Annotated in this window: 9 protein-coding genes; 8 read left to right on the forward strand and 1 reads right to left on the reverse strand. The window is 65.1% G+C overall.

Features of this window, described 5'->3' with window-relative positions; all coding sequences use genetic code 11:
* Positions 1–79 precede the first annotated feature (79 nt).
* The 5 genes from H0W65_RS00560 to H0W65_RS00580 are packed head-to-tail and all read left to right on the forward strand — an operon-like array spanning position 80 to position 7,565.
* Positions 80–2,479, forward strand: a complete 2,400-nt coding sequence (locus H0W65_RS00560; RefSeq protein WP_294002725.1) for a PAS-domain containing protein — start codon at positions 80–82, stop codon at positions 2,477–2,479.
* Positions 2,476–2,913 carry a tRNA (adenosine(37)-N6)-threonylcarbamoyltransferase complex ATPase subunit type 1 TsaE gene (gene tsaE / locus H0W65_RS00565; protein WP_294002727.1) on the forward strand — a complete coding sequence of 146 codons (438 nt, stop codon included), beginning with the start codon at positions 2,476–2,478 and terminating at the stop codon, positions 2,911–2,913. Before H0W65_RS00560 ends, tsaE begins: the two co-directional genes overlap by 4 nt.
* Positions 2,898–3,902: a phosphotransferase gene (locus tag H0W65_RS00570; protein WP_294002729.1), complete on the forward strand. Its 1,005-nt coding sequence runs from the start codon at positions 2,898–2,900 to the stop codon at positions 3,900–3,902. The genes tsaE and H0W65_RS00570 overlap by 16 nt, the downstream gene beginning before the upstream one ends.
* Positions 3,899–4,660 carry a nucleotidyltransferase family protein gene (locus tag H0W65_RS00575; protein ID WP_294002731.1) on the forward strand — a complete coding sequence of 254 codons (762 nt, stop codon included), beginning with the start codon at positions 3,899–3,901 and terminating at the stop codon, positions 4,658–4,660. Before H0W65_RS00570 ends, H0W65_RS00575 begins: the two co-directional genes overlap by 4 nt.
* Complete coding sequence (locus tag H0W65_RS00580; RefSeq protein WP_294002733.1) at positions 4,653–7,565, forward strand: PD-(D/E)XK nuclease family protein; 2,913 nt, start codon at positions 4,653–4,655, stop codon at positions 7,563–7,565. Before H0W65_RS00575 ends, H0W65_RS00580 begins: the two co-directional genes overlap by 8 nt.
* Before the next feature lie 16 nt (positions 7,566–7,581).
* On the opposite strand, the gene H0W65_RS00585 is transcribed toward H0W65_RS00580, so the two are convergent.
* Positions 7,582–7,794, reverse strand: coding sequence for a hypothetical protein (locus H0W65_RS00585; RefSeq protein WP_294002735.1), 213 nt, complete (start codon positions 7,792–7,794; stop codon positions 7,582–7,584).
* Positions 7,795–7,805: 11 nt separating this feature from the next.
* Between H0W65_RS00585 and addA the strand changes: the two genes are divergently transcribed.
* From addA to secA, 3 genes are all read left to right on the forward strand, one after another.
* Positions 7,806–11,213, forward strand: a complete 3,408-nt coding sequence (gene addA / locus H0W65_RS00590) for a double-strand break repair helicase AddA (RefSeq protein WP_294002737.1) — start codon at positions 7,806–7,808, stop codon at positions 11,211–11,213.
* A gap of 60 nt (positions 11,214–11,273) precedes the next feature.
* Entirely contained in the window at positions 11,274–11,600 is a 327-nt protein-coding gene (trxA, locus tag H0W65_RS00595) for a thioredoxin (RefSeq protein WP_294002739.1), read from the forward strand.
* 208 nt (positions 11,601–11,808) lie between these two features.
* Positions 11,809–14,559: a preprotein translocase subunit SecA gene (secA, locus tag H0W65_RS00600; protein WP_294002741.1), complete on the forward strand. Its 2,751-nt coding sequence runs from the start codon at positions 11,809–11,811 to the stop codon at positions 14,557–14,559.
* Position 14,560 lies beyond the last annotated feature (1 nt).

A 14,560-nucleotide genomic window follows, 5' to 3' on the forward strand; every position in this document is an offset into this window, starting at 1 on the left:
CTGACCCCCTTTTCGTTCGTGTTTTGCGCCAACTGTCACTTCTTTGACACAGCGGCTGCTCGCCCTTTGCGTGACGGCCTTGCCCGCCTTATGGATCCGACATGAAGACCAGGGTCAGGTAGCGATGTTAGTCGGAGCGAGGGCGGCCGCGGCGATCATCGTGATGGCCGCGCTATGGCTGGCGATCGCGGCCGCTCTGGCCATCCTGGCCGCCCGCCGGCTGCGCCGAGCTGACGCCGTTCTCGGCGCGGCGCAAACCATGCGCGCACTGCTCGATGCCGCGCCGACGCGGCCCATGTTTGCCTATGCCGATGGGCGGATTGAGATCGATGAGCAATTGCATCGAGATCTCGGCTTACTGGCGCCGTCACGGCAGCTCGACGACCTGGCCGCCGAGGGCCAGGGAATCGCCCGCGACGATCTCGACGCCTTGGCTGCCGCGCTTGTCGATCTCCGACTCGGCGGTCGCCCATTCCGCCGGCAGTTACGCCTCGCCGGGCGCGAGCGGATGATCGAAGCCCGCGCTGCGCTCGCTGCGCCACCGGCGCCGCCAGGCACGGTCCTTCTCTGGCTGCTCGACATTAGCGAAACCGAGGCCGAACGGGCTCAGCTGTCGCAGCGCCTGTCTCAGATGGAGGGCGCGCTCGACGCATTGTCACAGCTGATCGAAAGCGCGCCCTTCCCGATGTGGTACCGCGGCCCCGACCTCAGCCTGGGCCTGGTCAACGCCGCGTTCGTCGCGGCGGTCGAGGGCCGTGACGCGGCCGAAGTGATCGAGCGGGGCAGCGAATTGATCGACGGTGCGGGCGAACAAAGCGCCCGGTCGGGGGCCGAAATGGCGCTCGAAAGCGGCCGGGCCTATTCGCGCGTGCAGCCGGCAACGATCGGTCAGGAGCGGCGCATGCTGCGCTTGGTCGACGTGCCATTGCCGACCGGGGCGGTGGCCGGCTTCGCGATTGACATCCAGGACCTGGAAAATGCCAGGGTCGAGCTAGCACGCCATCAGGAATCACAGCGCGAACTGTCCGACCGAATGACCGCCGGCGCGGTCCAGTTCGATGCTGATCGTCACCTCGACTTCTTCAACCGGCCGTTCGCGATCATGGCCCAACTCGAGCCCGAGTGGCTCGCCGAGCGGCCTGAATTCGACCGCATCCTGGACCGCATGCGCGAACAGGGGCGGCTGCCCGAAGTGCGCGACTTCCCCAGCTGGAAGGATGAGCGGCGCGACTGGTTCACCTCGCCCGACGAAGCGATCGAGGAGGATTGGATCCTGTCCAATGGCGATCATTTACGCATCCTTGGCCAGCCGATGCCCGACGGTGGCTTGCGCCTCATTTTCGAGGATCGCACCGAACAGGTCCGGCTCGCCTCGGCTCGCGACACGTTGCTTCGCGTGCGCGCAGCGACCTTCGACAATCTGTTCGAAGTCATTAGCGTATTCGCCTCGGATGGGCGCCTCTATCTGTGGAACCGTCGCTTCTCGGAAGTGTGGGATTTGGACGAGGTTTGGCTGGCTGAGCATCCCCGGGTCGACGAGCTCGTCCCGGCGATGGCCAAGCGCCTGGTCAATCCGACTGCTGCCGCACAAGTCCGCGAGATGGTCCGATCAACCACCAGCGGGCGGCAATCGGGCACCGGGCGCGTGTCGCTCACCGACGGGCGCCACTTCGAGTTCGCCGCGGTCCCGCTGCCAGATGGCAATGCACTGTTCACGATGATCGACGTTACCGACTCCAGTCGCATCGAGGCTGCCTTGCGCGAGCGGGCGACCGCACTGGAGGAGGCTGACCGAGTCAAGACCGACTTTGTCGCCAGCATGAGTTACGAGCTGAGAACGCCGCTGACTTCGATCGGCGGCTTCGCGCAGATGCTCGCCGCTGGCTATGCTGGGAAACTGCCCGCCGCGGCCAGCGACTATGTCGGCGCGATTTTGGAATCGGTCGATCGACTGTCGAAGCTGATCAACGACGTGCTCGACTTGACTCAAGGCGACACCAAGGGTGTCGTGCTGGAGCGCGAGCGAGTCGACATCGCCGGCATGTGCCGCGCCGCCGCCGAGGCCTTGCGCGACCGCGCGGACGCCAAACAACAGACGCTCGATTTGTCGATTAGCGACACGACCGGCAGTGTCATCGGCGACGCCCGGCGCTTGCGTGAATCGGTCGAGCATCTCCTTCGCAACGCCGTCGCCTATTCCGACGAGGGCGGGCATGTTTCGCTAACGGCGGCGGGTGACGACCAAATGGCGACCATCACCGTTATGGATGAAGGCCCTGGGATCGAACTGGACGAGCAGAGCCAAGTGTTCGTCCGGTTTCACCGGTCGGGAGCGGGCGGGCGCGGCGATGCGGCGCTCGGTCTCGGCTTGCCGCTCACTCGTCAGTTTATCGAGGCGCACGGTGGCAGCGTCGAGTTGGTCTCGGCGCCGGGCGAGGGCACCTCCGTTACTCTGTCGATCCCCCGCGCTCCCCAATGAAGCTGGCCGAGGAATTGGACACCATCAAAGCCGGCGCCCGCATGGCTGGCGTGCTGCGCAAGGGCGATGTCGTGACGCTGTCGGGGCCCTTGTCGGCTGGCAAGACGACTTTCGTCCGTGGCCTCCTCGCGGCGCTAGGCCACGAAGGCGAGGTGCCAAGCCCGACCTTTGCCATCGTCCAGCCTTACGAAGCGCTAGAACTGCCGCTGTGGCACGTCGATCTCTATCGCATCGAAGATCGCGAAGAGTTGCGCGAACTTGGCCTCGACGAGTTGGGCGACCAGGGCGTGCTGGTGGTCGAATGGCCCGAGCGTGCCGGGATCGGCGCATGGCCCGAGGCGCTCGCTTTGTCGCTCCATATCGCGCCTGATGATGGGCGTGCCTTGACAGCCAAGGTGCCCGCGTCATGGGAGGGGCGATGGCCCCCCCGATGATTCCGCCTGCAAACGCAGCTTCGTTTCTTGCCGCGCATGGTTGGCAGGGCGCCGAGATTTTGCCGCTGGCCGGGGATGCCAGCTTTCGGCGCTATTTCCGCATTCGGGCGGGGGACCGCCGCGCTGTGCTGATGGATGCGCCGCCGCCGCATGAGAACCCGCGTCCGTTCGTCGAGATCGCCGGCTGGCTCGAAGGAGTAGGTTTAACCGCCCCCCGGGTTTTGGCCGCCGATTTCGATGAGGGACTGCTGCTGCTCGACGATCTCGGTGACGCACGGATGCGGGAGACTCTCGACGCCGACCCGGCCGCCGAACGGGAGCTTTATGAAACCGCGGTCGACATCCTCGTGCATCTCCACGATCACCCGCCGATGGCCGGCCTATCTTCGCAGGGACTCGACGAATGGCTCGCGGAACTGCGCCTGTTTCCCGACTGGTATGTTCCTGCGGTCGGTTTGGACATGGTTGACGTCGGCGCGTGGGATGACGTCTGGCGCGAGGCGCTCGCCCCTGTTGCCGCCGATGGGCTAGCCCCGGTCACGGTCCTCCGCGATTACCATGCTGAAAACGTCATGCTGATCGACGGCAAGGGCGGGATCGGGCGTTTTGGCCTGCTAGATTTCCAGGACGCGTTAGCGGGCCACCCGGCCTATGACCTCGTCTCGGTGCTCGAAGACGCACGCCGCGACGTGCCACCCGAGCTAGAGCGAGCGATGATCGACCGCTATGTCGATCGAACGCAAGCCGATGAGCGTTTCGAACGTGCATATTGGGTATTGGCAGCTCAGCGTAACACCCGGATATTGGGCGTTTTCTGCCGCCTGTGGAAGCGCGACGGCAAAGATCGCTACAAAGTGTTCCAACCGCGCATGTGGGGGCTGCTTGAGCGCGATCTGGCGCATCTCGCGTTGGCCCCGGTCCGTGCATGGTTCGATGAAAATATTCCGCTATCGACCCGCGCAGCCGCCTGGCAAGAGGCAGGTTCATGACACGCAAGGCCCGCGCCCTGTCGCTTCGCCCCGACATCGACGCCAACGTTCCCGACACTGCGATGGTCATGGCCGCAGGCCTCGGCAAGCGCATGCGCCCGCTGACCGCGAGCCGCCCCAAGCCGCTGGTCGAGGTCGCCGGTAAGCCGTTGATTGACCATGTCCTCGACCGGCTGCGCGCGGCAGGCGTGGGCAAGATTGTCGTCAATGTTCATTATCTCGCCGACGCGCTCGAAGCGCATCTCAAGGCAAAGGCCGCCGACTTCGACGTTACTGTCAGCGACGAGCGCGCAGGGCTGCTCGAAACTGGCGGCGGCATGGTCCGCGCCGAACCGATGATCGGCGCCGACCCGTTCCTGGCGATCAACAGCGACAATTTTTGGATCGACGGTCCCGCCGATACGTTGCACCTGCTCGCCTCGCACTGGCGCGAGGGGGAAATGGACGCGCTGCTGCTGCTCGTTCCGCAGGCGCGCGCCGGCAATCATGGCGGGCAGGGTGATTTCCACATGGGTCCGGCCGGCCGCCTGACGCGCCGCAAAAAAGGCCGCGTCGCGCCGTTCGTTTTCACCGGTATCCAGATGGTTGCCAAGCGCTTGCTGCGCGACGCCCCGGAGGGGCCGTTTTCGACCAATATCCTGTGGGATCGGGCCATCGCGGATGGCCGTTGCTTCGGCGCGGTCCACCAAGGGCTGTGGTTCGATGTCGGCAGTCCGGCGTCGATCACGGCGACTGAACGCGCGCTGCAGGATGACTGAGACCAGGCTGTTCGAGCGCCGCCTGACCGGCGACCCGCTGGTCTATTCGATCCCCGCCCATCGCAGCTTCGCCGACGCGCTCGCCAGCGGGCTGGTCCGCGCGTTCGGCCGCGATCCGCTCGCGCTGGCGCGAGGTCGCTTACTGCTTCCCAACAATCGCGCCGTGCGCACCCTGACCGAGGCCTTTGTTCGCGCCAGCGGGTCGGGCCTCGTCCTTCCGCGTCTCATCGCGATCGGCGATTCCGAACTTGGCGATCGGATCGGCGGCGCGCTCGACCCGCTCGATTTCGTCGACATTGTGCCGCCGGCGATCGACCCGCTGGAGCGCAGCTTGTTGCTTGCCGGTCAACTTAGGGCCGAAGGTGAAAGCGCGGCCGAAGCGATGCGCCTCGCCGTAGAACTGGCTCGGACAATGGACGCGCTGGCTATCGAGGAGATTCCGGCTGCACGGCTTACCGAGGCGGTCGACCAGAGCCCCGAACTCGCCGCGCATTGGCAAGCCGCGCTCGCTCGCTTCCGGACCTTGCTCGCTCGCTGGCCGGAGCTGCTCGCAGAACGCGGGGTCGTCGACCTTGTTGAGCGCCGTAGCCGCCTGCTCCACGCGCTAGCCGACCGCTGGGCCGAGCGTCCGCCCGAGGGCTTCACCCTCGCGGCGGGAATCACCACCAGCGCTCCGGCCGTTGCCGCGCTGCTTGCCCGTGTGGCTCGGCTCGGTCAGGGCGCGGTCGTGCTGCCGGCGGTCGCCGACGTGGCGAACATGCCTGCCGATGAATGGGACGCGCTCGGCCCCGATGAGGACGGACACGGCGAAGAAACACACCCGCAATTTCATGTGAAGCGGCTACTCGAGCGGATCGATGCTTCGCGCGATGAGCTGCGTGTGTGGCCCGGCGGCGGACGCGCGGCTTCCCCCGCGGTCCGCGGTCGCGCGGTCTCCCAAGCGATGGTCACGGCGCCGTACAGTGACAAATGGACGCGCCTTCCGCCCGCCGAGCGACGCTTGACCGGCATTCGCGTCGCCGAACTGGCCGATCCGGCGAGCGAGGCACAGGCGATCGCCATCGCACTGCGTGAGGCGCTCCAGACCCCAGGCCGTACCGCGGCGCTGGTCACGCCGGATCGCAACCTGGCCGCCCGCGTCTCGGCGCACCTCATGCGCTGGGGCATAGAGGCCGATGACAGCGCCGGCTTGCCGCTGTCCAAGTCGCCGGCGGGAACGCTGCTGCTGGCCATTGCAGCCGCCGCAGCTGAGCAGCTTGCACCGGTGCCCTTGCTCGCGTTGATCAAGCACCCGCTGGTTGGTGGGGAGGGGGAAGCGAGGCTCATCTGGCTCGATGCAGCCCGCAAGCTCGACCTTGCACTGCGCGGCCCGCGCCCTCGCGCGGGAATCGACGGCCTCGACGAACGGTTCGCCGAAAAGGGGGCCGCGGACGCCTGGCAGACGATGCGCCCCTGCGTTGTTCCGCTCGCGAGCCTCGACGGCGTCCAAACCCTCTCCGCGCTCTCCGCGTCACTGCGCGAAAAAATCCTTTCTCTTTGCGGCGACAATGCCTGGCGCGGCGCCGACGGGCGCGCCGCCGCCGAGCTGCTCGCCGCTCTCGAACAATCAACACAAGCCGCGACCCTCGTCATCTCGCCCGACGACGTTATCCCCATCCTTCGTCAATTGATGGACGCTATCCCAGTCCGACGGCCTTTCGGCGGTCACCCGCGTATCTCGATCTGGGGCTTGCTCGAAGCGCGCTTGCAACAGGCCGACCTGATGATCCTCGGCGGGATGAACGAGGGAGTGTGGCCCTCGTTGCCCAGCCCCGACCCGTGGCTCGCCCCGCGCATCCGTCGTGAACTCGGCCTGCCGGGCACGGAGTTCCGCACCGGGCTAGCCGCGCACGATTTCATGAGCGTCTTGGGTGCCCCGCGAGTCCTGCTTACACGCGCTCGTCGCGATAGCCGCTCGCCGACCGTCGCGTCTCGCTTTTGGCTCCGGCTCCAGGCGATGACCGGGGGCATGACCCGGGACCAACGCATTGAGCGGTTGGCCCATTCGCTCGATGCCAGCGTAACGACCGATCCGGCCAAGCGCCCGGCGCCGAGTCCGCCGATCGAAGCGCGACCGAAGAAGATCGCCGTCACCGACCTCGATCGCCTCCAAGCCGACCCGTTCGCATTTTATGCCAAGACGATCCTCAAGCTGCGTCCGATGGAACCGGTCGATGCGCAGCAACATGCTGCGTGGAAAGGCACCGCGGTTCACGCGGTGCTCGAGCAATGGTTCGAGGTCGACGGCTGCGAGCCTGCAAGGCTTCAGGCGCGGGCGCGGGCCATGCTTGACGACACGACGATCCACCCGATGCTTCGCGCGCTGTGGGCGCCACGGTTAATGGAGGCGATCGACTGGATTGCGGCGCAATCCGTCATCGATGCTACGGCGGGCCGCAAGCCCGTGCTGGCCGAAGTAATGGGCGAAGCTGATGTTTCCGGGGTGAAGCTTTACGGCAAGGTCGACCGCATCGACCGCCTGCCCGACGGCAGCCTCGCTATCGTCGATTACAAGACCGGACATGCGCCGGCTCCCAAGGCGGTCAATGAAGGGTTCGCGCTACAACTCGGCCTGCTGTCGCTGATTGCCGAGCGCGGTGGATTTGGTGGGACAAGCGGCGTTGCCGGCGCCCATGAATATTGGTCGCTGGCCAAGAAGAAAGGCCGCTTCGGTTATCGCCAGTCGCCCGACGGCAAGGGTGGCGCCGCCGCATTCGTCGAGCGTTCCGCCGCGCAGTTCACGGCGGCGGCAGCGGACTATTTGCTCGGAACGAAGCCATTCACGGCTAAGCTAAACCCGGCCTATGCGCCGTACGAGGATTACGACCAGCTGATGCGGCTCGAGGAATGGTATGGCCGCGACTGAGCTTTGGTCATTTGGATTAGTCGGCCTTCTCGCCGCCGCGCTTGGGCTTTTTGACTTTGGAAGCATAGAGCAAAGCGGCGACGATCGCGGCCGACCCAATTCCGACCGCTACCCCGGCCTTGACCAGCTTTGTCCGACGCTCGCCGTCCTCCTGTTCGCTCATCGCATCCTCGTTATTCTGTTCGGTCCAAATCCCTATGCCGAACGCGTCGGCATGGGAAGTGTTCACGGCGGTGCATCATGCCGCGCCGGCTGAAGCCGTTCCATCTGCTGGAAGGCGCGCAGGCGTCCGCGTCCGACCCGCTCGTCCATGCCGCGCTGTCGGCCTCGGCGGGCACCGGCAAGACCCATGTGCTGACGTCGCGTGTATTGCGCTTGCTGCTGCGCGGCACGCCGCCTTCCTCAATCTTGTGCCTGACCTTCACCAAGGCCGGCGCGGCGGAAATGGCTAACCGCATCGGGGAGAGGCTTGCCTATTGGGTGCGCTTGCCTAACGCCGAGCTTCGGCAGGAATTGTTCTCGCTGGGTGAAGAGAACAGCCCGCCTGCGATCGAGAGTGCGCGCCGCCTGTTCGCGCGGGTACTCGAAGCGCCCGGCGGCGGGCTTCGCATCCAGACCATCCATAGCTTCGCGCAGACCTTGCTCGCCGCCTTTCCCGCCGAGGCCGGCATCTCACCCGGCTTCCGCCCGATCGAGGGCCGCGCCGAGGCCGAGTTGGCGCGACGCACCCTCGCCGGCCTCCTTGCCGAAGCGGAGTCGGGCCGGGACGAGCGATTGATTGCCGATGTTTCAACGCTCAGCCTGAGGCTGGGCGAGGCCGGTGCCGAGAGCTATCTAATGGAATGCGCTCATGCGCACGAAGCAATGGAAGAGCTCGGCCTTCCGGGCATGATCGAGCCGCGGTTGTATCGCCTGATTGGCCTTGAAACCGATGAGCCGGACGGTGAGATTGCCGCTCGCCTTGCCGACGAGGAAATCGACGTCGACCTGATCGATAGGCTGATCGCCGCCAACCGTGCGTGGGGCGCAGCGACGGGCACGAAGATTGTCGCCAATCTGACAGCGTTCCTGGGCGGCCTGCCTGCCGACCGTCTCGGGTTGCTAGACGGTCTCGCCTCCGGGATTGTCACCGCTAAGGGCGAGCCCTGCAAAATCACGGCGAAGCAGGAAGCCGCTGAGCCCGGCTATGCCTCGCTCGCGGCCGAATTTGCCCTATGGTGGAGCGAGATAAGAACACTGCGTGCCGCCGCGGCTCTCGCCAAAATCCAGGCTGCGGGTCTTCGCGCGGGTCAGGCCTTCGCTCACGCTTATGTCCGCGCCAAGCGCGCCGCCGGGGTCGCCGACTTCGACGACCTGATCCATTGGACCCGCCGTCTGTTCGCACAGCCTGGCATGGGCGATTGGGTACGATTCAAGCTCGACCAGCGCACCGACCACATCCTGGTCGACGAAGCGCAGGACACCAATGCGGACCAATGGGCGATCGTCGACGCGCTCGCTGCCGAATATTTTACCGGCAATCCCGAAGCAGAGGACCGCTGGCGCACTTTGTTCATGGTCGGCGACTACAAGCAGGCGATCTTCGGCTTTCAAGGCACCAACCCCAGGGAATATGAGGCGTTTCGCGGCCGTATCGCAGACCGCGCCGCGGCGCTGGTCGACTCGGCCGACGAGGCAGAGGTCCGCACCCGCGAATTTCGCGACCTCTCGATCGACGCCAGCTTTCGCTCGGCACCGCCGGTGCTCGAGGTGGTCGATGCGCTGATTGACCAAGTCGGGCATGCCGCGATGGGGCTGGCCCAACCACCCAACCGCCACGTCCCTCATCATGCCCGCCGTCCGGGCCGGGTCGAGCTGTGGCCGGCCTACGACCCTGGGGTCGCGGCCGCCGACGACGCAGGCGAGGAGGGCTGGATCGACGAGCCGGTGCGGCTCTATGCCGATGCCGTCGCTCAGCAGGTCAGGCGCTGGCTCGCCGAAGCTCCGACCATGGACAGCACGGGCCGGGCGCTTTGCGCAGGCGATATCCTCATCCTCGTCCGCAGCCGGACCGAACTTGCTGCGCTGATCGTCGCCCGGCTCTACGCGCAGGGCGTGCCGGTGGCAGGCATTGACCGGCTGCACCTGCACAAGCCTCTGGCGGTGAAGGACCTGATGGCGGCGGTCGCCTTCGCCGTGCAGCCGCTCGACGACCTGGTGGTCGCCAATCTGCTGGTTTCGCCCTTGATCGGCTGGGACCAGCAGCAGCTCTACGATCTCGCGCAGCCCCGCAAGGGACGCCTTTGGACTGAACTTCAACGCCGTCGTGAAGAGCAGGCCCATTACGCCGACGCCCACTCCGTCCTGTCCGCGTGGCTCTCCCAGGCCGACTACACCACCCCAGCGCGCTTCCTCGAATCCATTCTTTCAGGGCCGCTCGACGGCCGCAGCAAGCTGATTCGCCGGCTTGGCGAAGCCGCGCGCGACCCAATTGATGAATTGGTTGCCAGCGCGTTGCTATTCGAGGCCGAGGAAGTCGCCTCGCTCGATCGCTTCCTCGCCTGGTTCGGCCAGGGCGATGTCGAAGTGAAGCGCGACCCTTCCGCGCCCCTCAACGCGGTGCGAGTCATGACCGTTCATGGCGCGAAAGGCCTCGAAGCGCCGCTCGTCCTACTTGCCGATGCGACCCACGATCCAGCCAAGGTCGGCGGCACCTTGCTGACGATGGAATTCGACCTCACCGACGTTGGCAAGCTGCCGCTCATCCGCCCGCGCAAGGATGAATGCGCGCCGATTTTCCGCGTTTTGATCGACGCCGCAAAAGCCGCCGACCTCGAGGAACATTGGCGGCTCGCCTATGTCGGGCTGACCCGCGCCGCCGAACGGCTGGTGATCGCCGGGGTCAAGCCGAAGAAGGACGTGCCGGCGGGCAGCTGGCACAGCGCGGGGGCGCAGGCGATGCTGTCGCTCGGCGCCGGGCCGGAGGAGATCGAGGGCTGGGGCGCCGCGCTAGTGTGGGAGGGCACAGAACCCGTCGTTCCGCGCCGCGCCCGCGCCAAGGATGCGCTTTACCCGATCGAGATCCCGCCTTGGCTACGCGAGCAAGCTCCGGTCGAAGCGCGCCCGCCGCGTCCGTTGGCCCCGTCGCAGATCGTCGAGGATCGCGACGCGGTGCCCCCTCCGGGCCCAGCGATGCGCGCGGCGGCGCGGCGCGGGACGTTGCTCCACGCGCTGTTCGAACGGCTCCCCGCGGTGGAACCGTCCTCACGCCGCGACCTCGCCCTGAACTGGCTCAAGCGCGCCGGCGTGGAAACCGACGCGGTGCAACAGGAAATCGCCGACGCCGCCTTGGTCGTGCTCCACGATCCGCGCTTCGCCGATCTGTTCGGTTCAGAGGAGCTCGCCGAAGCCCCGATCGCCGCGACCCTTGCCGACGGCCGGGTCATCGCCGGGACCGTCGACCGCCTGTGTATCGGCCCTGACCTGATCCGCGTGATCGATTTCAAGACCGGTCGAGCCGTGCCGCCCGACCTCGCCGCGGTCCCCGATGCGCACCGTCGCCAGATGGCTGCCTATGTCGAGGCGCTGCGCGTGATTTTCCCGGATCGCCGGGTTGAGGCGGCACTGCTCTACACTTCGGGACCGGCGTTGATCGCGCTTCCGACTTGAGCCGCCGCTGTGCATTCCCCATATGAGGGTCTCAACCGCGTCTCGAAGGAATCCCGGATCATGGGCCAGAACACCAAGACCGTCACCGACCAGAGCTTTGCAGCCGACGTGCTCGGCGCCGATAAGCCGGTGCTGGTCGATTTCTGGGCGGAATGGTGCGGCCCGTGCAAGATGATCGGCCCGGCGCTCGAGGAAATCGCCGGCGAGCTGGCGGACAAGGTGACTATCGTCAAGATCAACATCGACGAAAACCCCGCTACGCCCGGCAAATATGCCGTTCGCGGCATTCCGACGATGCTGTTGTTCAAAAATGGCGAACCAGTCGCGCAGAAAGTCGGCGCCGCCCCCCGCAGTCAGATTCAACAATGGTTGGAAGGCCAGATTTAGGACGATCTGTTCTGAAAGCCATCTGGAAGGTCAAATCTGACCAATTCGCCCCAACGGCGTTTCGATTGACGGCACGGCGGGCGCTGCCTACATCGCGCCCCGTGCAGGTACCCGCCAAAGCAATGCTTTGGTGGAACCTTTTTGTCCGCGCGCGGACGAGGCATCCCGCTCATCCGTGCGCCCGGCTCTTTGAGGAATAAATCGCATCATGCTCGCCACCATGGCCAAGAGGATTTTTGGTTCGGCCAACGACCGCTATGTTGCCAAGCTCGGCAAATATGTTGAGGCGATCAACGGCTATGAGCCGACCATCGGGGCGATGACCAACGAGGAATTGCGCGGCCAGACCGACCTGTTCCGCCAGCGGCTGGCCGAGGGCGTCAAGCTTGACGACCTCCTCCCCGAAGCCTTCGCGACCGTCCGCGAAGCCGCCCAGCGCACCTTGGGCCAGCGCCACTACGACGTGCAGATGATCGGCGGCATCGCGCTCCATCGCGGTGAGATCGCCGAAATGAAGACCGGCGAGGGCAAGACGTTGGTCGCGACGCTCGCGGTCTATTTGAACGCGCTGCCTGGCAAGGGCGTACACGTCGTCACCGTCAACGACTATCTCGCCAAGCGCGACGCCGACTGGATGGGGCAGGTCTATCGCTTTCTCGGCCTCAGCGTCGGGGTAATCGTCCCCAACCTCGCCGACCATGAGCGGCGCGAGGCTTATGAGGCCGACATCACTTACGCGACCAACAACGAACTCGGCTTCGACTACCTGCGCGACAATATGAAATATTCGCGCGAGCAGATGGTCCAGCGACCGTTCTCCTACGCGATCGTCGACGAGGTTGATTCAATCTTGATTGACGAGGCGCGCACCCCGCTGATCATTTCCGGTCCAACCGACGACAAGTCCGAGCTGTACATGGCGACCGACGCGATCGTGAAGCAGTTCGTCGAGGCCGATTACGACAAGGATGAAAAGCAGAAGAGTATAGTTCTGACGGAGGACGGCACCGAGAAGGCGGAGCGGATGCTCGAGGCGGACGGGCTGATCGAGGGCACCAATCTTTACGACATCGCCAACACCCAGGTGGTCCACCATTTGAACCAGGCCTTGAAGGCCAACAAGATGTTCAAGCGTGATATCGATTATATCGAGAAGGACGGCAAGATCGTCATCATTGACGAGTTCACCGGCCGCATGATGGACGGCCGGCGCTGGTCGGACGGGCTGCACCAGGCGGTCGAGGCCAAGGAAGGGGTCCAGATTGAGCCTGAGAACCAGACCCTCGCCTCGATCACCTTCCAGAATTATTTCCGGATGTATCCCAAGCTGTCGGGAATGACCGGCACCGCGCTGACCGAGGCGCCCGAGTTTTTCGACATTTACCGCATGAACGTCGTCTCGATCCCGACCCATGTGGCCGTCCTGCGCAAGGACGAGGACGATGAATTCTACAAGAATATCAACGACAAATTCGCTGCCATTGCGAAGGACATCAAGCATCGCCAGGAAATCGGCCAGCCGGTTCTGGTCGGCACCGTATCGATCGAAAAATCGGAAATGCTGAGCGAATTTCTCGAGCAGGAAGGCATTCGCCACGAGGTGCTGAACGCCCGCTTCCACGAAAGCGAAGCGCATATTGTCGCCCAGGCCGGGCGCATCGGCGCGGTGACCATCGCCACCAACATGGCCGGTCGCGGCACCGACATCAAATTGGGCGGCAATATCGACTTCCGCGTCGAAGACGAGCTTCGCGATATGGCCGAAGGCGCCGAGCGCGACACTGCGATCGTCCGCATCCGCGACGAGATAGAGGCCGAGCGACAGCAGGTGCTGACCGCCGGAGGCCTGTTCGTTCTGGGCACCGAGCGCCACGAAAGCCGCCGAATAGACAATCAGTTGCGCGGCCGTTCGGGCCGGCAGGGCGACCCCGGCCTGTCACGCTTCTACCTCAGTCTCGACGACGATCTGCTGCGCATCTTCGGGCCGCAGACCGCCTTTGCCCGGCTGATGAACAAGAATCTCGAGGATGGCGAGGCGATCATCTCGCCCTGGATTTCCAAGGCGATCGAGACCGCGCAGAAAAAGGTCGAGGCGCGCAACTACGACATCCGCAAGCAGGTGGTCGAATTCGACGACGTCATGAACGATCAGCGCAAGGTTATCTACGAGCAGCGCGCCGAGATCATGGATTCGGACCATGTCAGCGACGTCGTCGAGGATTTCCGTATCGAAACCATCGCCGGGCTGGTCACTACACATTGCCCGCCCGGCAGCTATCCCGAGCAATGGGACGTCGACGGCCTTAAGGAAAGCATTGCCGAAGTCCTCGACCTCCAGCCCCCGCTGGACGAGTGGATGGCCGAGGAAGCAGTCGAACAGGACATGATCGTCGAGCGATTGCAGGACATGGCCAACGCGACGATGGTCGCCAAGGCCGAAGGCGTTGAGCCGGACCGCTGGATCCAAGTCGAGAAGAACCTGCTTATTCAAACCCTCGACCATCACTGGAAGGAGCATCTGGCAACGCTCGATGCACTGCGCGCGGTCATCCACCTCCGGAGCTACGCCCAGAAAAAGCCGATCGACGAATATAAGCAGGAAGCCTTCATGCTGTTCGAGCGGCTGCTGGTCGCGATCCGCGAGGATGTGACCCGCTCATTGCTGCGCGCGCAGGTCCAGCTTGAAGAAGCGGCGCCGATGCAGATGATGTCGGCCGGCGCGTTCGCCCTTCCTGACTTCATCACTCACCATATCGACCCTTTGTCAGGGGACGACGACAGCGCCGACCTCGACGCCGGCGGGACGGTCCTATCGAGCTTGCCGCCGCTCGCCGCGCCGCAGCCGTTGTATCCACGCACCGACGACGGCGAGACGGTGACTGCCCCCGAGAGTCGCAACGCGCCTTGCCCGTGCGGTTCGGGCCTCAAATATAAGCATTGCCACGGCCAGACGGCCTGAG

It is taken from the genome of Sphingomonas sp. (assembly GCF_013816785.1).
Lineage (GTDB): Bacteria > Pseudomonadota > Alphaproteobacteria > Sphingomonadales > Sphingomonadaceae > Sphingomicrobium.

Coding starts and splice junctions, on each gene's coding strand:
- tsaE (WP_294002727.1), top strand. CDS start 2,476: ATGAAGCTGGCCGAGGAATTGGACACCATCAAAGCCGGCGCCCGCATG.
- H0W65_RS00570 (WP_294002729.1), top strand. CDS start 2,898: ATGGCCCCCCCGATGATTCCGCCTGCAAACGCAGCTTCGTTTCTTGCC.
- H0W65_RS00575 (WP_294002731.1), top strand. CDS start 3,899: ATGACACGCAAGGCCCGCGCCCTGTCGCTTCGCCCCGACATCGACGCC.
- H0W65_RS00580 (WP_294002733.1), top strand. CDS start 4,653: ATGACTGAGACCAGGCTGTTCGAGCGCCGCCTGACCGGCGACCCGCTG.
- addA (WP_294002737.1), top strand. CDS start 7,806: ATGCCGCGCCGGCTGAAGCCGTTCCATCTGCTGGAAGGCGCGCAGGCG.
- trxA (WP_294002739.1), top strand. CDS start 11,274: ATGGGCCAGAACACCAAGACCGTCACCGACCAGAGCTTTGCAGCCGAC.
- secA (WP_294002741.1), top strand. CDS start 11,809: ATGCTCGCCACCATGGCCAAGAGGATTTTTGGTTCGGCCAACGACCGC.